Here is a 20,771-nt window from a genome sequence, read left to right as displayed (position 1 = left end):
CCACGACGACAGTCGGCGCCGGCGCATCGTACCAGTGGTAAAGGGGAGGACTTGCGACGCGCGTCGGCGGCGCGTGTCGATACGCAGCGACGTGAAGGGGCACATGGCGGGGCGCCGCGATGCGTCCATTCACGCGCTTCGCCAGCACCCCGTCGCGTGAGCGGCCGGGTGTGGCGGGCGGATGTTACTTGAACAGCTTCATCGCCTGCGAGATCGTATTGACCACGCCCCATGCCAGCGGAAGCGTCACGTACAGCCAGAAGATGGCGAGCTTCGCCTTGCTGGTCTGAGGCACGGTTTGAGTGTGAGCGGTCGACATGCGGATCTCCTTAAGCGCCCTTGGCGAGTTGTGCGTCGGTCATGTGGTGCTTGTCGTCCACACGCTTGACCAGCAGGTTGCACACGAAGCCGATCACCAGCAGCACGGCCATGATATGAACGGTCATCGTGTAGGCATCGGCTTTCGCGACGCCATTCGCGACTTCATACGCCCGGATGTAGTTCACCAGCACAGGCCCAGCGACACCTGCGGCGGCCCACGCTGTCAGCAGACGGCCGTGAATGCCGCCGACGAAGGCCGTGCCGAACATGTCCGCGAGGTACGCGGGCACCGTCGCGAAGCCGCCGCCGTACATCGACAGGATCACGCAGTAGGCGAGCACGAACAGCGCGATCTGGCCGGACGCCGCAAAACCCGGCACGAGGTAGTACAGCACCGCGCCGAGCACGAAGAAGATGAAGTAGGTGTTCTTGCGGCCGATCCAGTCCGATGCCGAGGCCCACACGAAACGGCCGCCCATGTTGAACAGCGACAAAAGACCCACGAAGCCGGCTGCCGCAGCGGCTGTCACCGTGTTTTTGAAGCTTTCCTGGATCATCACCGAGGCTTGACCGAGAATGCCGATGCCCGCCGTCACGTTGAGGAACAGCACCAGCCAGATCAAATAAAACTGCGGCGTCTTCAATGCCTGGTCGATGTGCACGTGGTTACGCGAAATCATCTTGTTCTGGGCCGTCGCGGGCGGCGTCCAGCCGGCCGGTTTCCAGTCGGGGGCCGGCACGCGGATCGCGACTGCGCCGATGGACATGGAGATGAAGTACGCGATGCCGAGCACGACGAAGGTCTCGGCCACGCCGATGCTGGTCGCGCTGCGGAAGTGGTTCATCAACGCCACCGACAGCGGCGCGGCGATCATCGCGCCGCCGCCGAAGCCCATGATCGCCATCCCGGTCGCCATGCCGCGGCGGTCCGGGAACCAGCGGATCAACGTCGATACCGGCGATACATAGCCAAGCCCGAGCCCGATTCCGCCGATCACGCCATAGCCGAGATACAACAGCGCGATCTGATGCAGGTACACGCCGAGTGCGGAGACAAGGAAGCCGCCGCCGAAGCAGCATGCGGCGGTAAACATCGTGCGGCGCGGGCCGACGTGTTCTAGCCATTTGCCGGCGAACGCCGCCGACAAGCCGAGGAACACGATCGCCAGCGAAAAGATCCAGCCGAGCGCGGTCAGCGACCAGTCATCGGCGGCCGATTGCGTAATGCCGATGACTTTGGTCAGCGGGCCGTTGAACACGGAGAACGCATACGCCTGTCCGATACATAAATGCACGGCAAGGGCGGCGGGCGGAACCATCCAGCGCGAAAAACCCGGCTTCGCAATGGTGGCCTGTTTCGAAAAGAATGGGGCGGAGCCTGGCTGGCCGCCTGGCTCGGTCATGCTGCTCATCGTTGGTCTCCGGTGAGGAAAGCTTTGTTATCGGCGTTTCATACACAATGCTTGAGGCGGCGCAGTGTAAAGCTTGCCGGTTCTCGCGTCATCGATATATGCATTTAATTTTCATGTGACTCGGCCCCATTCATGAGGAATTTTGCTTTGCCGAACGATAGGGCGCGAAGTTGGCCTTTGCAATATGAGGTGCCAAGTCATAAGGTATTTTCCTGGTGAAATGCGACAGCAACCCGTGATGCGCGGTAGGATCCCGCGACACCGTGGCCGCGGGCGCAAAGCAAACGGGCCGGCGGTGGCAGCTGCGCCACGCCGGCCCGTCGGTTCTGGGGCGATGTCGGATTGCCGGGTATCAGGCGACGCCGCGCCCCGTCTTCATTCTGGCCGCCACGAGCACGGAGATCAGGCAGCCGATCGCCAGATACGCGGCGACCGGATGCCACGAGCCGCCAGCGAAGCCGACCAGCGCCACCGCGATGAACGGCGTGAAGCCGCCGCCGACCACGCTCGCCACCTGATACCCGACACCCGCGCCGCTATAGCGGTATTCGGTGCCGAACAGTTCGGTGAACATCGGTTGCTGCACGCTCACCACCATGTCGTGCGCAATGTTCGCGAGCATCACCGCGAAGACTACGATCCACACTGTCGAGCGCGCCTCGAGTGCGAGGAAGAACGGCACCGCGCTGAACATGCCGACCAGCGCGCCGATGATGTACACGCGGCGGCGGCCGAAGCGGTCCGCCAGCAGCGCAAAGCACGGAATCGTCACGCAGCTCACCGCGCCGACCAGCAGGCCGATCGTCAGGAAGAATTCTCGCGGCATGTGCAGATTCGCCGTCGAGTAGTTCAGTGCGAACGCCGTCACGATGTACATCGTGAACAGTTCGGCAAGACGCAGCGCAATGATCAGCAGGAACGCTTTCGGATGCCGCAGCAGCGCTTCGACTATCGGCAGCCGAGCGCGGCGCTCGCCGCGCTTACTTACTGTTTCGACGAACTCCTTCGACTCTTCCATGCTGGAGCGGATCCACAGCGCGATCAGCACGAGCACCACGCTGAAGAGAAACGGCAAACGCCAGCCCCAGCTCAGGAACGACGCGTTGTCCATCGAACGGCTGATCAGCGCGACGAGGCCGGTCGACAGCACGAGGCCCACGCCATAGCCGACCTGCACGCCGCTGCTGTAGAACGCCTTCTTCTTTTCCGGCGCGCTTTCGACTGCCATCAACGCCGCGCCGCCCCATTCGCCGCCCACCGCGAAGCCCTGAATCGCGCGCAAGCTCACGAGCAGCACGGGCGCCCACCAGCCGATCACCGAAAAGGCCGGCAGCAGCCCGATTGCCGCGGTCGACAGACCCATCATCATCACCGTGAGGACCAGCATGCGCTTGCGGCCGAGGCGGTCGCCGTAGTGGCCGAACACGAAGCCGCCGAGCGGCCGGAACAGGAAGCCGACGCCGAAGGTCGCGAACGCCGCGAGCGTGCCCATCGCCGGGCTGACTTTTGGGAAGAATTCGGCGTTGAACACCAGCGCCGCGACGATGCCGTACAGCAGAAAGTCGTACCAGTCGACCACGGCGCCGACGAAACTGCCGAGCGCCGCCTTGCGCGCCTGGTTGCGTGCTCGCTGATGGTCGGCCATCGCGGATGTCGGGAGGGTGGTGCTCATTGTCGTTGTCTCCTTGAAATGCTCGGATTGCCAGGTACGATCGGCGGGGCGGCAGGGCCGTGGACGTCGTCGATCCGTTCAGAATGTCCGGAAGGTTACTGATGCGAAGCGGATCTCACAATCCGCGCGGGGGTGCAATTGCGCGATTATCGGACGCGTCTGCGCGCATAGCGCGCGTTTTGAGCGTTTACACCGAGCGTGGGCGCCGGATGGCGCTCGGATCGGCGCGGCTAACGGGCAAATGAGCCAGGCCGGCGTGCTAACGCGAGGAATACGAGCGTTACGTGAAAACAACATATACTGATATACTACATACCGAATATTGATAAATGCGGCAATGCAGCATATGATTGAGTCATACGTTCACTCAATCGTTTGGAGTTACAAATGGAATTTGTGTCTCTTTTGCTGCTCGCCATTGCTGTTGTGGGTTTGGGCGCCTCCGCCACCGTTCTGCTGACCGACTGGCTTCCGCAGTCGGTCGCGCAGCTTGCATCGCAACATGGCCGGTTCATCGGTCTGGGCGAGCAACCGCGCGGGGCGACGTCGTATCGCGCGCATGTTCAATCCGAGGCGATGAATGTCGTCAGAACTTCAAACTGAAACAGTGGCAACACCGCTGACCCTGTCGTTGCAGCCGATCGGCGCGAGCGCGAGCTTGCGTGACCAGGCGTACGCGATGCTGCGCCAGGCGATCGCCGACGCGGATATATACCAGAATCGCGAAGAAATCCGCCTCGACGAACGCGTGCTGAGCGAATCGCTCGGCGTGAGCCGCACGCCGGTGCGCGAAGCGATGACGCTTCTCGAGCAGGAAGGCTTTCTGCGCATGGTGCCGCGGCGCGGCATTTATATCGTGCGCAAGAGCAAGCGCGAAATAGTCGAGATGATCCAGATGTGGGCGGCGCTCGAAAGCATGGCGGCGCGACTCGCCACGCTGCATGCCACGGACGCGGAAATCGCCCGTCTGCGCCATATGTTCGACAATTTCCGCGATGCGACGCCGGCCGAGCATATCGCCGAGTATTCGGACGCCAACATCGCGTTTCATCAGGCGATCGTCGAGTTGTCGAAGTCGCAGATCATTCTGGACACCATCAAGAACATCTTCATCCACGTGCGGGCGATCCGTCGCATGACGATTTCGCAGAGCGACCGCGCGTCGCGCTCAATCGTCGATCATCTGCGGATCATCGAGGCGCTGGAACAACGCGACACCGAGCTGGCCGAGCGGCTCGTGCGTCAGCACTCGCTGGATCTCGCCGCGTTCGTCGAGGCGAATTGCGATTTTCTGGATTGATGACCTGAGCGGTTGACCGGCGATGCCGACGAAAAGGTCTGCGGTGTTCAAGCACCGCAGACTTTTTTTTGAGCGTTGCTCGCGTGACAGGGATAACCCATGCTTGACGATCTAATAAATATGGTATGTGATATATCAACAGATCGTTTCAGCCGTGCGCCGCCGGTCAGTATTTTCCCGAGAGGTACTAGGTAGCTCTGCCGCTTTTTCACTGTAAAGCCTTGAGCAGCAAGCCGTACAGCCGGTGTGCCGACGCACACGCCTCGCGAAATTAGGCTTGATCGAAGTTGATATATCACATACCGTATGTGACAGAGGCGGTGTCGGCGTAAGCGCTATAGCAAAAGACACAGGGAGACAACCATGTCTGCAGCAGTTTCATCGCAGAACCCTACGATGCGTACCACGACGACCGACGACACGCTCACGCAGACGGCGCGCAATGCCGGCGTCATCGCTCGCGGACACCGGCTCGCCGACAGGCTCGGCGGCCATGGCGAGAAAGTGCGCGACCCCGCGCAGATCGCCGGCGCGTTGCAGCGCGCTCGCGAAGCGAACCATCGTACCGGCCGTTCGGCTGTCGTCAATGTCTGGGTTGACCCGCGCGAGTACCCGCCGGGCGCGAAGAACCGGACCATGCACAAGTAAAACCCAAGGCCTTCTGGAGACATGACATGGGCAAAGCACTCGACGGTGTACGCATTCTCGATTTCACGCATGTGCAATCGGGACCGACCTGCACGCAATTGCTGGCGTGGTTCGGCGCGGATGTGATCAAGGTGGAGCGGGCCGGCGCGGGCGACATCACGCGCGAGCAGTTGCGCGATATTCCCGACGTGGACAGCCTGTACTTCACGATGCTCAACCACAACAAGCGTTCGATCACGATCGATACGAAAAACCCTGAAGGCAAACTGGTGCTCGAAGCGCTGATCCAGAAATGCGACGTGCTGGTCGAGAACTTCGCGCCGGGCGCGCTGGATCGCATGGGCTTCACGTGGGAGCGGATCCAGGAACTGAATCCGCGCATGATCGTCGCGTCGGTAAAGGGCTTTGGTCCTGGACCTTATGAGGACTGCAAGGTCTACGAGAACGTCGCGCAGTGTGCGGGCGGTGCGGCGTCGACCACCGGCTTCGACGACGGGCCGCCGGTCGTGACCGGCGCGCAGATCGGCGACAGCGGTACGGGTTTGCATCTGGCGCTCGGCATCGTCACGGCGTTGTATCAGCGCACGCAAACCGGTCGCGGTCAGCGCGTGCTCGCCGCGATGCAGGACGGTGTACTCAACCTGTGCCGCGTGAAGCTGCGCGATCAGCAGCGGCTTGACCGCACCGGCACGATGAAAGAATATCCGCAATATCCGAACGGGTCGTTCGGGGAAGCGGTGCCGCGTGCGGGCAATGCGTCGGGTGGCGGTCAGCCGGGCTGGATCCTGAAGTGCAAGGGCTGGGAAACGGACCCGAATGCGTATATCTACTTCATCACGCAAGCGCCGGTGTGGGCGAAGATCTGCAATGTGATCGGCAAGGAAGAGTGGGCGACCGATCCCGACTATGCGACGCCTGCGGCGCGTCTGCCGCACCTGAAAGAGATCTTTGCCGAGATCGAGCGTTGGACCATGACCAAGACGAAATTCGAGGCCATGCAGATCCTCAACAAATACGATATTCCGTGCGGGCCGATCCTGTCGATGAAGGAAATCGCCGAGGAACCGTCGTTGCGCAAAACCGGCACGATCGTCGAAGTGGATCATCCGACGCGCGGCAAGTATCTGACCGTTGGCAATCCTATCAAGCTGTCCGACAGTCCGACCGACGTCAAACGTTCGCCATTGCTGGGTGAACATACCGACGAAGTGATGGCCGAACTCGGCTATTCGCCGCAGCAGATCAGCGCATTGCGCACGGCCGGCGCGATCTGAAGGCGCGGGAGTCGAAGTCAGTCAACCCAGGATTGTCCCCGAACGCTCAAGGAGCGACGTATGGATACGTGGATGCGGTTCATGTCGAACGACGGTGGTATCGTGTTCGGCCGTGTCGAAGGTGGTTATCTGCACGAGTACGAAAGTCTCGAGCAACCGGTGCCAACCGGCGCGGTATTGTCGACGCTCGCGCTGACGCCGCTCGCGCCGTGCGCGCCCGGCAAGGTCATCGCGCTATGGAACAACTTTCACGCGCTGGCGGCGAAGCTCGACAAACCCGTGCCCACGCATCCGCTTTTTTTGCTGAAACCGGCGGCCTCGGTAATCGGGGCAGGTGAGCCCATCCGGCGACCCTTAAGTTACGCGGGCAAGATCGCCTACGAAGGCGAGCTGGGCATCGTGATCGGTCGGCGTTGCCGCGACGCCAGCGTGGAGGAGGCCGCCGACGCGATCTTCGGCTACACGCTCGTCAATGACGTGACCGCAGCGGATCTGCTGAACGAGAATCCGCATTTTCCGCAATGGTGCCGCGCGAAAGGCTTCGATACGTTCTGTTGTATCGGTCCGGCGATTGTCTCCGGTTTCGCGTGGCAGCAGGCGCATCTCGTGACGAAACTCGACGACATCGAACGGCAGAACTATCCGCTTGCCGATATGGTTTTCTCGCCCGCGCAGCAGGTGAGCCTGATCTCGCAGGATCTCACGCTCGAACCCGGCGATGTGATCGCGTGCGGTACGTCGGTCGGCGTCGGATCGATCAAGGATGGCGCGACCGTGTCGATTACGATCGACGGAATCGGCACGCTGAGCAACAAATTGAGCGCCGCGCATGCGGAGCCGGTCGCACCGGTGCCGCCGGGCGTTGCGGCGGGCGTGGTCTGACGGTGAACTGAAACATCGGTCCAGCGTTTTTGCATCGCAACTCGAAGGAGTACGCATGCTGCAGGCGTCTGACAGTACTGCATGGATGGGCGTGTGCTTCTCGCTGGCCGCCGGTCTTGGTGCGGCGTTGATCTCTGTGTTGACGGTTGCGCTTGCCGCGGTCGGGCAACGACAGCTCGACATGCGGGCGACGCGCCGGCCATATTGGCATGCGGGCGCGTTGGCAGCCGTGTTCACGGGACTCTTCGCCGCGGGAATGGGAGCGAGCGGCGCGGTAGTCGACGCCGCGCTGCTGGGCGCCGTGTTCGGAGCATGGCTCGTACGCGGTTGCGATCTGACGCGACGGCCGCGTCTCGTCGCGCTCCTGGGCAGCGGTATGGGACTCGCTGTCATGTCCGGCGGCGTCGTGCGCTATTTATCGATGGATGCACGGGAAAGTGCCGAGCGTATCGAACTCTATGCAGCCGTCTTCATCGGCGCACTGATCTTCGCGACTTCCGCGATTGCGTTCTGCAAGTTACGCGGCGCATTGCAGTTGAATACGATCGCGCGTCCGGGCCACCGCATCGTCAATCTGTTCGCGATGCTGCTCTGCGGATGGCTCGGTTACGGTTTCGCGACCGAGCAGGCGCAGCCGTTCGGACTCGCGGCACTGCTTGCCATGAGCGCGCTGGCGTCCGCCATGGGCGCGCATCTGATGATCAGCCGCGAGTACTCCGCCGGCCACGAGGAAGGGCGCGTGTTGCACGCGCACGCTTTCGCCGCACGTTGCGATGGTGTGGACATGAGCAAGGGAGGGCTGCTCGCGCGCATCGAGTGGCATGGCGGAGAAGAACAGGCGTGGGCACTGCGCGACATGGCGCCGGGAACGATCCGTACGGTAGCGTATCGTCATCGCGCATGCCGGCATGACAGCGGGCGCGCGAACAGACGTCAACGCGAGTGCGTTCGCCATCGTGCGAGTCATTTCACGGCGCGGCATTGAAGATGAGTCACTGCATGAATGCGCAACCTCATCGAACCGCAGAGGCGACGTACGGCGGGACCATGATCCCCCCTGAGCCCTCAAGCGCCTGCGGCCGCGAACTCGCTGTAGTACCGGTCCTTCTTGTGCAGGATCATTTGCGCGAGAAAGTCGGCATCGTAGGCGCGGTGAAGATGACCGTGATACCGCTCGATGTAAGCAGTGATGCGCGCCATTTCGCCATTGAATTCCCTCAGCGGATCGAGCGTCGCATGATCCCAGCGAAATCGCAGGCCGAGGTCGCTGAACGCGGCGTTGTATGCGCTCAGATGGGCGTCGTCAGAAGCGTCCGCGGAAAGACGGACGGTGTACGTGCTGCTGGTATGAGACGCAACCGGAGCGTGGTTCATGATCGGCCTCCTGGGCTGACAAGTGAGAGAACTCGCTTGCAGCATAGAAGTACCGGACAATTTGAAATAGTTAAAGTTTTATTGGGTGTCCATAGCTTACTGCTTATACACGCTCAATTCCTTGACGCGCGTGATCTTTTCGATCAGGTTCGCGCCTTCCTCCATGAGGAAGCGTTTGAAGGCGACGGCCACGGGCGGCAGGCGCTTGTTTTTCCGGTGCACGACGTACCAGTTAAGCATGACGGGAAAGCTCTCGACATCGAGCACGACCAGATGGCCCAGCTGCAATTCGAGGCTGATCGTATGCGCGGACAGGAACGCGATGCCCATTCCGGCGATTACTGCCTGCTTGATCGTCTCGGTGCTCTTGATCTCCATGGCGATCTTCAGATTGGAGAGGCGTCCCGCAAAACCTTCTTCCATCGAATTCCATGTGTCCGAACCGCGCTCGCGCACGATAAAGGCTTCGTTCGCGAGCTGACTCATCCGGATGTTGCGTTTGTGCGCGAGCGGATGGGTGGGCGCCGCCACGATGACATACGGGTGCGGTGCAAACGGCTCGTTGGTCGCGTCGGTCTCGTGCGGCGGGCGCACCATCACGGCGAGATCGGTCTGGTTGGTCGCGAGTTGATGCAGCAGTTCTTCGCGATTGTGCACCGCCAGATTGAGAACGACGCCGGAATAGCGGCGCGTGAATTCGGCGAGCACACGCGGAAAGAAGTAGTCGCCCGCGCTGATTACCGCGACATTCAGCTTGCCGCCGGAGACGCCTTTGAGCTGCGACATCGCTTCGTCGACTTCGTGAAACTGCTGGATGATCGCGCGGCTGTAGTGAAGCATTTCGGTGCCGGCCGGTGTCAGATAGATCTTTTTACCAAGCTGTTCGAACAACGGCAGTCCCGCATGTTCTTCGAGCTGCCGGACCTGGGTAGAGACGGCGGGTTGCGTCAGATGCAATTCCTCCGCGGCGCGCGAGAAGCTCAGGTGGCGCGCCACCGTTTCAAAGACCTTCAGTTGCCGTAGAGTCGCATTGCGCATCGTCATGGCCGATGTATAAGCAAATGTGAATCCACATAATAACAAACTTTAATTATTAGTAATTCAGCAATGACCCTAGCATCGGTCTGTATAAGAAAAGCGAAATTGCCGCTACCGCATTCGGGTTAACGCTTGGATATCAGGCATGGTGGACGAAGCAGCCCGTCATGCATGCTTTGCCGGTTAATTGATCGGAATAAAGAAGTCCTGAAAAATGCGATGAATCAAATCGGCTGTTTTAAAGAAGTGGATTAAATAGCGGATATTAGATCTTCCCGAAAAGCAAGGCTTTTCGGGTTCTAACCATAAGTGGGACGCATACAGCGAGGCGCGTCCTCCGAAGGCACTGTCCTTCGGGCGTCGGCCGGCTGCACCAGACAAATAGCGGAGACAAGGCTCATGGACAATATCACCGAGGAAACAACGACCCGCAGGTTTTTGGGGAATCGTTGGTGGCAGCTCGTGATCGGCATCGCATGCATGGCGCTGGTGGCGAATCTGCAATACGCATGGACGTTGTTCGTCGCGCCCATGAACGCGAGGCATCACTGGGGCGAAGCGTCCATTCAGCTCGCCTTCACGATTTTCATCCTGACCGAAACGTGGCTCGTACCGCTCGAAGGTTTGCTGGTCGACAAGTTCGGGCCACGGCCGGTGGTCGCGGTGGGCGCCCTATGCGCGGGCTTGTCTTGGGTCATGAATTCGTATGCGACTACATTGGGCGTGCTGTACGCGTCCGCGGTGATTGGCGGCATCGGCGCGGGCGGCGTGTACGGCACGTGTGTCGGCAATGCGCTGAAATGGTTTCCCGACCGACGCGGTCTTGCAGCGGGTCTGACGGCAGCGGGCTTCGGCGCGGGCGCGGCGATTACGGTGATTCCGATTGCCAACATGATCACGCGCTCGGGTTTCGAGCACGCGTTCTTCTTCTTCGGCATTTTGCAAGGCGTCAGCATTTTCCTGCTCGCGATGCTACTGATCCGGCCGGTGCTGCGTCAGCAAGGTGTGCGCAAGAGCAAGTTTGCCGTGTCGAAGGCCGACTTCACGTCGCGCCAGATGATCAAGACGCCGGTGTTCTGGGTGATCTATGTGTCGTTCGTGGCGGTTGCCGCAGGCGGGCTGATGGCGACGGCGCAAATCGGCCCGATCGCGAGAGACTGGGGCCTCGCCCGCATTCCGATGTCGTTCCTCGGACTGACGTTGCCGCTGCTCACCGCCACCCTTTCGATCGACAACATCCTCAATGGCTTGACACGTCCGTTGTGCGGTTTCATCTCCGACAAGATCGGCCGCGAAAATACGATGTTCGTGATCTTCATCGGGGAGGGCCTCGCGCTGCTCGGCTTGATGCAGTTCGGCACCAATCCGTATGCGTTCATGGTTTTCGCCGGACTGATCTTCCTGTTCTGGGGTGAGATCTTCTCGATCTTTCCGGCAATTTGCGCCGATACTTTCGGCAGCAAGTACGCAACGGCGAATGCGGGTACCTTGTACACAGCGAAGGGCACGGCGGCTTTGCTCGTGCCGATCGCATCGGTACTGGCGGCCGCGGGCGGCTGGAATCTCGTCTTTATCGTTTCCGCGGTCATTACGATCGCCGCGGGCATCTCGGCGAAATTCGTCCTTGCACCGATGCGCTCGCGCTGGATCGAGTCGCACAACGAGCCTCAAGGCGCGCTGGCAATCGCGGGCAACGGCAATGCTTCGCGGCTCAGCCACTGGCCCGATCAGACCGGGGAATAGCATGAACTGCCCGCGCCTGGCGCAGACGTCATGAACGTTTCGTTGCAGCAGCTCAAGGTGTTCGTTGCCGTCGCACGTGAGCGGAGTTTCACGCGCGCGGCCCGCGAGTTCGATCTGACGCAATCGGCGGTGAGCCGCTGTGTGCGCGAACTGGAAGATGCCGTTGAATTGAAACTCTTCGATCGCACCACACGCCAGGTTGAATTGACCCATGCGGGCGCGAGCCTCGAACGTCGGATTGGCCGGCTGCTCGACGAGATTGAACTGACTTTGCTCGAAGAGCGCGCTGCGTACGACGGACACACCGGTGTCGTGGTGCTGGCAAGCAATCCCGTGCTGTCGTCGAGTTGCGTCGCGCAGGCGCTTGCACGTTGCGCATCGGCGTTTCCCGAGTTGATCGTATCGGTCAGGGATCAGCCGCAAAGCGCTGTGCTCGCGAGCGTGGAGCAAGGCGAAGTGGATTTCGGCCTCGTGTCGTTGGTCGAGCCGTTCGACAATGAATTGCTGCACGCGCAGGTGATCTTCAGGACGCCGCTGCATGCAGTGACTCCTTCCTCCCATCCATTAGCCCGGCATGACAGTGTTGCATGGCGCGCATTGCAGCAGTGCTCGCTCATCACGCTGAATGCCGACACGGGCGTGCGCGCGGCACTTGAACTCGCCTTCAGCGCAAATGAATTGAAGCGGCGCCCGCTGCAGGAACTCGGCCATGTGGCGGCTGTGTCGCGCATGGTCGAACTGGGCCTCGGCGTCGGCGTGTTGCCTGTCGACGCGCATTGGCCGGCACCGGGGGGCTCGCTGGTGAGCCGGCCCTTGGTGCCCGAAGTGACCGTGACTACCTTCCTCGTGCATCGCCGGAACCGCTCTTTACGACCTAACGCCGCGGCGGCCTGGACACAGTTCGCCGCGCCGGAGTCTATCGACGCACACGGCGGCGCGACATCCTCTCCCTCGCAAGCGCTCACAGGGCCGGCATTTGCGTCGCGCAGCGCCCTTTTGCACGAGCCTTAGCATCAGCCGCGATGGCGGGCATTCTCCCCAAGCGATTCGCCGCGCTCAGCCACACGACAATATCCATTCAAGGAGCTTCATGATGGAAACTGACACCGACCTCAGGCGCCATGATCTGCTGATCGACGGCAAGCGTTTGCCGCCGGGCACAGGCGAATATTCCGTCGACATCAATCCGGCCACCGAAGAGCCCGTTGCGCTGGTGGCGCAGGGCAGCGCCGCCGACGTCGATACAGCGGTGCATGCCGCGCGCGCCGCGCTGAAAGTATGGAATTCGATTCGTGCGGCCGAGCGTGGCCGCATTCTGACGCGTCTCGCCGGCCTGATGCGCGCCAACCTCGACGAGATCGCCGCGCTCGAAAGTCTCGACGCCGGCAAGCCGATTGCCTCGGTGATGCGCCAGGACATTCCGGCTGCGATCGATACGCTCGAATACTACGCGGGCTGGTGCGACAAGATCAACGGTCAGGTGGTGCCGACGCGGCCCGATGCGTTGACATACACGTTGCGCGAGCCGGTGGGCGTGGTCGCTGCGATCGTGCCGTGGAATTTCCCGCTGATGATCGGCATGTGGAAGATCGCGCCGGCGCTCGCGTGTGGTTGCACGCTGATCGTCAAGCCCGCGGAGATCACGCCGCTCACCGCGTTGCGCATCGGCGAGCTTGCGCTCGAAGCGGGCGTGCCGCCCGGCGTGCTGAACATCGTCACTGGCAAAGGACGGGTGGTCGGCGATGCGCTGGTGGCGCATCCGGGTGTCGACAAGGTGACCTTCACGGGCTCGCCGTCGGTCGGGCGGGGCATTCTGCAAGGCGCGGCCGGCAATTTCAAGCGCGTCACGCTCGAACTCGGCGGCAAGTCGGCGAACCTGATTTTCCCCGATGCAAATCTCGACAATGCGGTGCGCGCCGCAGCATCGGGGATTTTCTTCAATACCGGTCAGGTGTGTTCGGCGGGCTCGCGCATTCTCGCTCATCGCGACGTGTACGACGAGGTGGTCGAGCGTCTCAGCGCGCGTGCGAAGTCGATCAAGGTCGGTGATCCGTCGGCGCGCGAAACGTCGATGGGCCCGCTCATCTCCGCCGCGCAGATGAAGACCGTGTTGGGCTATGTCGACGCAGGGCAAGCCGAAGGTGCGTCGCTTGTGACTGGCGGCGCGAGAATCGGCGAGCGCGGTTTCTTCGTCGAACCGACGGTGTTCGCCAACGTCGAGCACGAAATGCGCATTTCGCAGGAGGAGATTTTCGGGCCGGTAGCCAGCGTGATTCGCTTCAATGACGAGGCCGATGCGATCAGGATTGCCAATGGTACGGCGTATAGCCTCGCGGCCGGTGTATGGAGCGCGGACATTGGCCGGGTGCATCGGGTGGCGCGGGACCTGAAAGCGGGCACCGTGTGGATCAATACCTACGGCTATACCGACGTGCGGCTACCGTGGGGCGGGTCCGGCGATTCAGGCTTCGGCCGCGAACACGGCGACGTCGCGATCGAGAACTTCACTGAACCGAAGGCGGTGTGGCTGGCGATCGATCAATAGAGCGATAGCGAGTAAAAAGAAGGATCGAACGCACGAGGCATTCGATCCTTCTCTTATTGCGGCGGCAACAGGAAGAGATGAAAAGACCGCGACGCTGCTCGATCAGTTGCCCTGCAATGCCATGCGCTCGCGCAGTTTGATCAGTGCCAGCACCACGTCGATAGTGGGCGTGGGTTCGGCGACGAGACGTCCCATTTCCTGCACGACCGTCAACAATGGATCGATCTCCATCGGACGGCGATTCTCCAGATCGACCAGCGTCGACGTCTTATGCGCGCCGACCGCGCCCGCACCGTCGATCCGCTTTTCCACGTCGACGCGAAAGTGCACGCCGAACTGATCGGCAATCCGCTTGGCTTCGAGCATCATCGTGCGGGATACCGCGCGTGTGCCCGGGTCGCTGGTGAGCACGTCGAGCGTGGCGTGCGTCAATGCGCTAATCGGATTGAAGCACAGATTGCCCCACAGCTTGAGCCAGATTTCGTCGCGGATGTTGTCGCGAATCGGCGCTTCGAAACCCGCAGCCTGCATGATGTCGTGCAGTTGCTGAATGCGCGGCGTGCGCTCGCCACTCGGCTCGCCGATAGGGAATTTCTTTCCGTACACATGTTTGATCACACCGGGTTCGACGATCTCCGCAGCGGGATACAGCACGCAACCGATCGCCCGTTCGGGGCCGAGCTTCGTCCACTGACCGCCGTCCGGGTCGACGCTTGCGAGGCGCGTGCCGGCGAAGCGCCCGCCATGCTGATAAAAGTACCAATAGGGAATGCCGTTGACGCCGGTGACGATCGCCGTGTGTTTGCCGAGCAGAGGCTGCATGGAGTCGACCACGCCAGGCAACGAATGGGCCTTTAGCGTGACGATCACGAAGTCTTGCACGCCGAGTTCGCGTGGGTCGGACGTACAGCGAACCGGTGCGCTGAATGTCTCGCCGTCCATGATCAAACGCGCGCCATGCTCGCGCATGGCCGCCAGATGTGCTCCGCGCGCGATGAAACTCACGTCCGCGCCTGCACGGGCGAGTTGCACGCCCATCAGGCCGCCAATCGCCCCCGCTCCAAAGATGCAGATCTTCATGATGCCGCTCCAGTGACTATGAGAAGTCGATCGCCCCTAGCGTAGCCAACGGGGCACTGTTTGAGAATAAGGGGGTGCGACGAATGCAGATAGTTAAAGTTTCTGGGCCGATACATTAGGTATCGGTTATGGAAGGACGACGCGATCGCTGCTATGGCGAATTCGCCATAGCAGGCCTTCGTGCGATGGCGACGTTCTACACGCACGGCGTGACAGAGCCGGGGCGTGCATGGTTCATCTTCACGCTCTCCTCACCAACAAAAAACTCGCCCCGATCGCCGCCAGAAACCCGGCGCAAAAGCGATTAAACCACCGCCTAACCCGCGACCGCACCAACCATTCCCCGAGATACATCCCGGCCCACGAATAGAGCGCAATCGCTACCCATTCGAGCACCAGAAAACTCGCGCCGAGCACCGCGAACTGCGGCACGATCGGCCTTGCAACGTCGAGGAACTGCGGCAGAAACGCCGTGAAGACCAGAATCGCCTTCGGATTGCCGGCCGCGACGAGAAACTCACGCCACGCAATTCGACCGAGCGACGCATCCTGCGGTTGCGACGTATCGATGGTGGGCGCATCGCTGCGCCACAGTTGAATGGCAAGCCAGATCAGATACGCTGCGCCAGCCAGTTTGATCGCAAGAAAGAACCACTCCGAGGCGTGCAGCACGACTGCAAGACCGGTTGCGGCGAGTACCAGCATCATCGCGAATGCAACCAGCCGGCCGGTGCCGCCGACGAACGCCTTCAGGAATCCATGACGCGCCGCTACATTGATCGACAACAGATTGTTGGGCCCGGGCGCGAGGTTGATAGCGAAGCAGGCGGGCAAAAAGAACAGCCAGGCGGTGATGGACATGATGGCTCGCGCGATGAACGGCAGATTGCAGGGAATCGCGCGGCGGGATGGCCATCACGGCCGGCGGGGCCGGCGCGCGACCCGTGGTTCATGAAATTGTAGCGAAACTCGCTCGCACCCCACACCGACGCGTTTAGTTCACCGCTTTGACAAATCCGGGATCGCTAATCAACGAGTCGACGCTCAGCTTGACGGTATCTTCGATCGCGACCGTACTACTCGTGAATTTCGGCGACTTCCGTTTGACCGTCTTGACGGTCGCGAACACGATTTGACGGGTAGCGGAGTCGGTGACCACGTAGCGCATCTTCAGCGTCCAGAACGCCGGCGAGCGCGCATCGTCGACGGTGAACATCTCGATGCTGCCACTCAGCACCCGCTTGCGATCGTTGAGACGAAACCCCGCGACCTGCAAACTGTTCGCCACCCCGTTGCGCACGGTTTCGTTAATGTCGTCCTTGAGTACGATGCCGGTCATGGCGGTGTTCTCGATGCGGTTCGGCGAAACGCGTCCGCTGCGAGCAGGCACGTAGGCGAACTCGCGGGCAGGGGCGACGCTGAGCGATCCGGTGGAATGCGCGGCCGCGCGCGGCGCACTGCTATTCAGGCCGAACCACGACCATGAGCACGCCGATAGCACCAACGGCAGCGCAACGATGCCGCAGCCCCTGAGCAGAGTCGTGCGCAACGTTGAACCCATGGAACTGGCCAGGCGCGGCAGGGACGGGCTCCGTCGCGGCAATTCAGGCGCTGTGCTGGAAAAAGCGGCGGTCGAGGTCAGAGGCGTTGCCCTTTTTAATGGAGACATCCCGGTAGAGAACAGCATGGTAACAGTGAGCCGACCGCTGGGCCCTTCTGGATGACACGGTTCACGTTCCCTGTCGTATTGGCAGGAATCTGTTCATCATACAGAGCCGTTTTTTTAATAGACACCGCGTCATTAAAGCATTGTCATATTTTTACCTTTATGTACCGTGCAATCCTGTTCTCGTGCTTTCGCTGTTTGCGTTTTCGCAAAGGAGAGCTGGACGGTTGGACTATCAAAAGAAACCTGCTTTTCCCTGAGTCATATCCACCAGCACTCGCTGAGCTTCTTCGAGCTTATTGACGGGTAAGCGGATCGTCATCTTCACCAGCATGCCATATGCGCTGTCTACAAGCGTATATGCCTCGGCTTCGATCCACCGGCGAACTTTGGCTTCATCGGCATAACTCACTTCGACGATTAACGAAACCTGAGCAATCCTCTCGATTCGCGGCGCATCCAGCAGGGCGGACGCGATTGCATCGGTGTAGGCGCGCACAAGACCGCCGGCGCCGAGTTTCACGCCGCCGTAGTAGCGCACGACGGCCGCCAGCACGCCGTCCAGATCGTGATGCCGCAGTACTTCGAGAATCGGCCTTCCAGCGGTCCCGGACGGTTCGCCGTCGTCGGACATGCCGGACTGGCCGCCGGCCAGCAACGCCCAGCACACATGCGTCGCGGCCGGATGTTCGTGGCGCAGCCGCCGTAGCTCGGCCATTGCGGCATCGCGGTCGGCAACCGGTATTGCATGGGCAATGAATCGGCTCTTTCGAATCTCGAGTTCCGCGCTCAGCGCTGCAGGCAAGGTATAGGTCGGCAAGGCAAAGACTTCAGTATGAACAGGTGCGAGCCGCACGCGGCTCGGTGCTCGCCATGGTAACGGATCGGCGGCGTATTACCCACGAGGACCTTGGGCTGGGCCGCGACACAGCACGTCCGCGCCGCAAAAGAGCGACATCGCGCATTCGTCTACAATTGCCTGCTGAACGCGCGCCAGTTCGCTGAATCCAGCGCGTCGACAAGGAGACAATATGCTTGACCTATCCACGTTGGGGACTTTCGTTGCAGTCGTGCTCGGGCTCTTCCTCATTCCGGGCCCGGCGGTGCTGCTGGTGTTGACGCGCACCGTGCATGGCGGGCGCAAGGCCGGCATTCTCACCGGTCTCGGTATCGCGGCTGGCGATTTCATTCACACGCTAGGCGCTGCAGTCGGCCTCTCCGCATTGCTGATGACTTCCGCGCTCGCGTTCAATGCGGTGAAATACGTCGGCGCGGCCTATCTCGTCTATCTGGGCATTCGCGCGCTGCGCGAGAAGCAGGCGTGCGCGCAATTGCCGGTGGTCGCGCCGGTATCGGGATCGAAAGCGTTCTTTCAGGCGATTCCCGCCGAAGTATTGAATCCCAAGACTGCGCTGTTTTTTCTAGCGTTTCTGCCGCAGTTCGTGCGCCCCGAACACGGTTCTACCTTTCTCCAGTTCACCACGCTGGGACTGATCTTCGTCGGCATGAGCGCGCTGTATACAACGCTGATCGTGTTGACCATTCGGCCGCTGGGCAAGTTCGTCAAGCGGTTGACGTGGCTGACACGCTGGCAGAACAAAATTATCGGCGTGCTGTTCATTTCGCTCGGCCTGCGCGTGGCCGCGCAGACGCGCTGATCGAGCCGCGCGTCTGTTTAGTTTCGTCATGTACGAAGGGCGTTTGGGCTAGATGTTGCGGCGCTGCCGTCGCAGGCGGCCTTCGCGCGAGTATTCCATCTGACTTTGCGTGCGAACGGCGACCTTGTCCCGTTCGGCGCGGCTTGCTTGCCGCGTATCGTCGATGTCGCCGACCCGCAGCACTTCCTGCGCGACCCTGATGCGTAGCGTCATCAACGGTTCGCCGCGTTCGACCAATGTGCGATCCGTGGCGCGCGCCTGATGAACGCCGCTATCGATCAGGTAACGCAACTCCAGCAGCGTGAGCCGCTGCCGCTGAATTTCGAGGATTAGCCGCTGGACGGCCCGCTCGTCGCGCGTGCGCCACCAGGTGCGCAACTCGGCGAGCGTGGGAGGTTCGAAAGGTGGAAGATGCATTGCTCAGACGAAAAATACTGTATATATGTACAGTATAACGCGTCTTTTTTCGAGGCCACACGGCGTGCGGCAGCGGCTTCACGCCAAGCCATGCGAGTAGCTTTAGTGAGGCCAGGACAACGCGAGCAGAATCGACGGCAACACGGCAATGATGAAGAGACAGGCGGCGGTGAGCATGTCGTACGGATAGGTCATGACGGACCGTCAACGTGACATGAGTGGGGAGGTTCATCATAGGCAGAACCGTCACTCGCGACTTTCAAGCATTGCACGGACGTAGTCCATCGGCGGCAATGAGTGGGCATGCTGGATACCGGAGGCAACATGAATGACGCTACGTCTTCTTCGACAACTTCCCTCGCCCCGGAGATCGAGTTCTGGTTCGACTTCGGCAGCAATTACAGTTACCTGAGCGTTATGCGCATCGAGGCGCTGGCAGCCGCGCACGGCGTGCGGATTCGTTGGCGGCCGTTCTTGCTGGGGCCCGTGTTTCGCGACCTCGGCTTCGCGAACTCGCCATTCGTGCTGCAGAAGGAGAAGGGCGCGTACGTCTGGAAGGACATGGAACGGCAATGCCGTAAATACGGCATCCCGTTCGTGCGGCCAGGCGCCTTCCCGCGTGCGGCGCTGCTGGCGATGCGCGTGGCCCTACTGGGCGCGGACCGGCAATGGATGGCCGCCTATTGCCGTAGGATCATGCAACTTAATTTCGCCGATGACCGCGACATCGGCTCAGCAGAGGTAGTGCGCGAAGCACTCGACGAACTCGGCTTGCCAGCTCAGCAGATCATCGCCGACTCGCAAAGCGACGCCAACAAACTGCGCCTGCGCAAACAGACCGAAATGGCCGTGGCCAAGGGGATATTCGGTGCCCCGACGTTTTTCGTCGGCGATGAAATGTTCTGGGGCAACGACAGGCTGGAAGACGCGCTGGAGTACTGCGATTCGACGGGTACAGCGCAATGAGGGAGAGCGCGCGGCAGCGCTTATTCGTTGCCTTGCTGGCAGAAGCGGCGACCCGGGACGTGTGAGACAACGGCCTGAGCGATTTCGAACGGTGTGCTTTCAGCGGGCACGACCCGGCGGCTCGATTCGGGCGTGTGCTTCATGGTCCATTCGACGAGGCGGTACGAACGTCCCCAAGGCGGCTGCAACGGGTCGGAGACTTTGCAGGTGTGGATCTGGCTGACCCATTCAATGCCGGGCATGGCGCGCAAATGCTCGAATACTGTTTTTTCAACCATGATTTGACTCCTTCTGCGCGGGCATGCAGCCCGTCTTTTGGCGCGTCGTCGACACCCTTAAGAAAAAAGACCGCCGATATTCTGGCGGCTTAACAGGGGATGGTGTGCGCATGGTTGCAGGGAAGAATTAAGCGAAACTTAAGAGGCGCATCGACACCCGCGCCGTGATCTCATCGTCAAGACCTCGCCAGATCGGCCGTTATTAGAGCGGTTAAGGCTGCCATCCCCGCTTCGCCTTCGGGCTCGCATCCTGATACCGTGACGAATCTCGCCCAAACGCCGCTCTCCGACCGCCTTCGCTCGCTAGTCGATACCGTGCAACACAACGAGCGCACGTTGCGCCGCTTTCAGAACGTCGAGTTGCGGTTGATCGACGCGCAGGATTTCGCCTCGTTTCTCGACACCCTGTTCAGCCATTTGCCGCAGGAATTCTCGCTAGCGAGTGTGACGCTATGGCTCGATGACCGCGCGCCGATGCTGCTCGACCTGATCGAGCC

Annotated in this window: 21 protein-coding genes and 2 pseudogenes; 12 read left to right on the top strand and 11 right to left on the bottom strand. The window is 61.1% G+C overall.

What is annotated here, in order from left to right:
• Positions 1-184: 184 nt before the first annotated feature.
• From CIC12_RS00115 to shiA, 3 genes are all read right to left on the bottom strand, one after another.
• Positions 185-319 carry an MFS transporter small subunit gene (locus CIC12_RS00115; RefSeq protein ID WP_121320923.1) on the bottom strand — a complete coding sequence of 45 codons (135 nt, stop codon included), beginning with the start codon at positions 317-319 and terminating at the stop codon, positions 185-187.
• 10 nt (positions 320-329) lie between these two features.
• A complete protein-coding gene (locus tag CIC12_RS00110) occupies positions 330-1,733 on the bottom strand; it encodes an L-lactate MFS transporter (RefSeq protein ID WP_168661018.1) in 1,404 nt (467 codons plus the stop codon).
• 352 nt (positions 1,734-2,085) lie between these two features.
• On the bottom strand, positions 2,086-3,405 hold the full coding sequence (gene shiA, locus CIC12_RS00105; protein ID WP_168661016.1) for a shikimate transporter: 1,320 nt from the start codon (positions 3,403-3,405) through the stop codon (positions 2,086-2,088).
• Positions 3,406-3,792: 387 nt separating this feature from the next.
• Between shiA and CIC12_RS00100 the strand changes: the two genes are divergently transcribed.
• From CIC12_RS00100 to CIC12_RS00075, 6 genes and pseudogenes are all read left to right on the top strand, one after another.
• Positions 3,793-4,008: a hypothetical protein gene (locus CIC12_RS00100; RefSeq protein ID WP_168661014.1), complete on the top strand. Its 216-nt coding sequence runs from the start codon at positions 3,793-3,795 to the stop codon at positions 4,006-4,008.
• On the top strand, positions 3,986-4,705 hold the full coding sequence (locus CIC12_RS00095; protein ID WP_168661012.1) for a GntR family transcriptional regulator: 720 nt from the start codon (positions 3,986-3,988) through the stop codon (positions 4,703-4,705). The genes CIC12_RS00100 and CIC12_RS00095 overlap by 23 nt, the downstream gene beginning before the upstream one ends.
• Positions 4,706-5,173: 468 nt before the next feature.
• Positions 5,174-5,353 (top strand): annotated as a pseudogene (locus CIC12_RS33810) (thiamine pyrophosphate-binding protein); the annotation flags it as partial.
• A gap of 26 nt (positions 5,354-5,379) precedes the next feature.
• Complete coding sequence (gene frc / locus CIC12_RS00085) at positions 5,380-6,627, top strand: formyl-CoA transferase (RefSeq protein WP_168661010.1); 1,248 nt, start codon at positions 5,380-5,382, stop codon at positions 6,625-6,627.
• A 60-nt stretch (positions 6,628-6,687) separates the two neighbouring features.
• The gene (locus tag CIC12_RS00080; protein WP_168661008.1) at positions 6,688-7,509 is read left to right on the top strand and encodes a fumarylacetoacetate hydrolase family protein; all 822 of its coding nucleotides are present in this window, start codon (positions 6,688-6,690) and stop codon (positions 7,507-7,509) included.
• A 55-nt stretch (positions 7,510-7,564) separates the two neighbouring features.
• Positions 7,565-8,494, top strand: coding sequence for an NAD(P)(+) transhydrogenase (Re/Si-specific) subunit beta (locus tag CIC12_RS00075; protein WP_238812244.1), 930 nt, complete (start codon positions 7,565-7,567; stop codon positions 8,492-8,494).
• A gap of 80 nt (positions 8,495-8,574) precedes the next feature.
• On the opposite strand, the gene CIC12_RS00070 is transcribed toward CIC12_RS00075, so the two are convergent.
• Positions 8,575-8,883, bottom strand: coding sequence for a hypothetical protein (locus CIC12_RS00070; protein WP_168661006.1), 309 nt, complete (start codon positions 8,881-8,883; stop codon positions 8,575-8,577).
• Between the two features lie 96 nt (positions 8,884-8,979).
• Entirely contained in the window at positions 8,980-9,927 is a 948-nt protein-coding gene (locus CIC12_RS00065; RefSeq protein WP_168661004.1) for a LysR family transcriptional regulator, read from the bottom strand.
• 393 nt (positions 9,928-10,320) lie between these two features.
• Here CIC12_RS00065 and oxlT point away from each other — a divergent pair, with 393 nt between their 5' ends.
• The 3 genes from oxlT to CIC12_RS00050 all read left to right on the top strand — a co-directional run bounded on the left by oxlT (position 10,321) and on the right by CIC12_RS00050 (position 14,209).
• Positions 10,321-11,664 carry an oxalate/formate MFS antiporter gene (gene oxlT / locus CIC12_RS00060; protein ID WP_168661002.1) on the top strand — a complete coding sequence of 448 codons (1,344 nt, stop codon included), beginning with the start codon at positions 10,321-10,323 and terminating at the stop codon, positions 11,662-11,664.
• Between the two features lie 30 nt (positions 11,665-11,694).
• Positions 11,695-12,675 carry a LysR family transcriptional regulator gene (locus CIC12_RS00055; protein ID WP_168661000.1) on the top strand — a complete coding sequence of 327 codons (981 nt, stop codon included), beginning with the start codon at positions 11,695-11,697 and terminating at the stop codon, positions 12,673-12,675.
• An 82-nt stretch (positions 12,676-12,757) separates the two neighbouring features.
• Entirely contained in the window at positions 12,758-14,209 is a 1,452-nt protein-coding gene (locus CIC12_RS00050; protein ID WP_168661024.1) for an aldehyde dehydrogenase family protein, read from the top strand.
• A 102-nt stretch (positions 14,210-14,311) separates the two neighbouring features.
• On the opposite strand, the gene CIC12_RS00045 is transcribed toward CIC12_RS00050, so the two are convergent.
• The 4 genes from CIC12_RS00045 to CIC12_RS00030 form a co-directional block, all read right to left on the bottom strand.
• The gene (locus CIC12_RS00045; RefSeq protein WP_168660998.1) at positions 14,312-15,289 is read right to left on the bottom strand and encodes a 2-dehydropantoate 2-reductase; all 978 of its coding nucleotides are present in this window, start codon (positions 15,287-15,289) and stop codon (positions 14,312-14,314) included.
• A 240-nt stretch (positions 15,290-15,529) separates the two neighbouring features.
• Positions 15,530-16,150, bottom strand: a complete 621-nt coding sequence (locus CIC12_RS00040) for a LysE family translocator (RefSeq protein ID WP_168660996.1) — start codon at positions 16,148-16,150, stop codon at positions 15,530-15,532.
• 133 nt (positions 16,151-16,283) lie between these two features.
• Positions 16,284-16,826: a hypothetical protein gene (locus tag CIC12_RS00035; RefSeq protein WP_168661022.1), complete on the bottom strand. Its 543-nt coding sequence runs from the start codon at positions 16,824-16,826 to the stop codon at positions 16,284-16,286.
• A 364-nt stretch (positions 16,827-17,190) separates the two neighbouring features.
• Entirely contained in the window at positions 17,191-17,775 is a 585-nt protein-coding gene (locus CIC12_RS00030; RefSeq protein ID WP_168660994.1) for an IMPACT family protein, read from the bottom strand.
• 211 nt (positions 17,776-17,986) lie between these two features.
• On the opposite strand from CIC12_RS00030, the gene CIC12_RS00025 reads away from it, so the two are divergent.
• A complete protein-coding gene (locus CIC12_RS00025) occupies positions 17,987-18,613 on the top strand; it encodes a LysE family translocator (RefSeq protein WP_168660992.1) in 627 nt (208 codons plus the stop codon).
• Between the two features lie 48 nt (positions 18,614-18,661).
• On the opposite strand, the gene CIC12_RS00020 is transcribed toward CIC12_RS00025, so the two are convergent.
• Positions 18,662-19,030 (bottom strand): hypothetical protein, encoded by a 369-nt coding sequence (locus tag CIC12_RS00020; protein ID WP_168660990.1) that lies wholly within the window; start codon positions 19,028-19,030, stop codon positions 18,662-18,664.
• A 324-nt stretch (positions 19,031-19,354) separates the two neighbouring features.
• Between CIC12_RS00020 and CIC12_RS00015 the strand changes: the two genes are divergently transcribed.
• On the top strand, positions 19,355-19,996 hold the full coding sequence (locus CIC12_RS00015) for a 2-hydroxychromene-2-carboxylate isomerase (RefSeq protein WP_168661020.1): 642 nt from the start codon (positions 19,355-19,357) through the stop codon (positions 19,994-19,996).
• A 20-nt stretch (positions 19,997-20,016) separates the two neighbouring features.
• Here the strand turns inward: CIC12_RS00015 and CIC12_RS00010 are convergent, their stop codons facing one another.
• Positions 20,017-20,274 carry a DUF2866 domain-containing protein gene (locus CIC12_RS00010; RefSeq protein WP_168660988.1) on the bottom strand — a complete coding sequence of 86 codons (258 nt, stop codon included), beginning with the start codon at positions 20,272-20,274 and terminating at the stop codon, positions 20,017-20,019.
• Between the two features lie 258 nt (positions 20,275-20,532).
• On the opposite strand from CIC12_RS00010, the pseudogene CIC12_RS00005 reads away from it, so the two are divergent.
• A pseudogene (locus CIC12_RS00005) lies at positions 20,533-20,771 on the top strand (sensor domain-containing diguanylate cyclase); the annotation flags it as partial.

The sequence above is a fragment of the Paraburkholderia sp. SG-MS1 genome (assembly GCF_012275575.1).
Taxonomy (GTDB): Bacteria; Pseudomonadota; Gammaproteobacteria; order Burkholderiales; family Burkholderiaceae; genus Paraburkholderia.
This window is presented reverse-complemented; position numbering and strand designations above follow the sequence as displayed.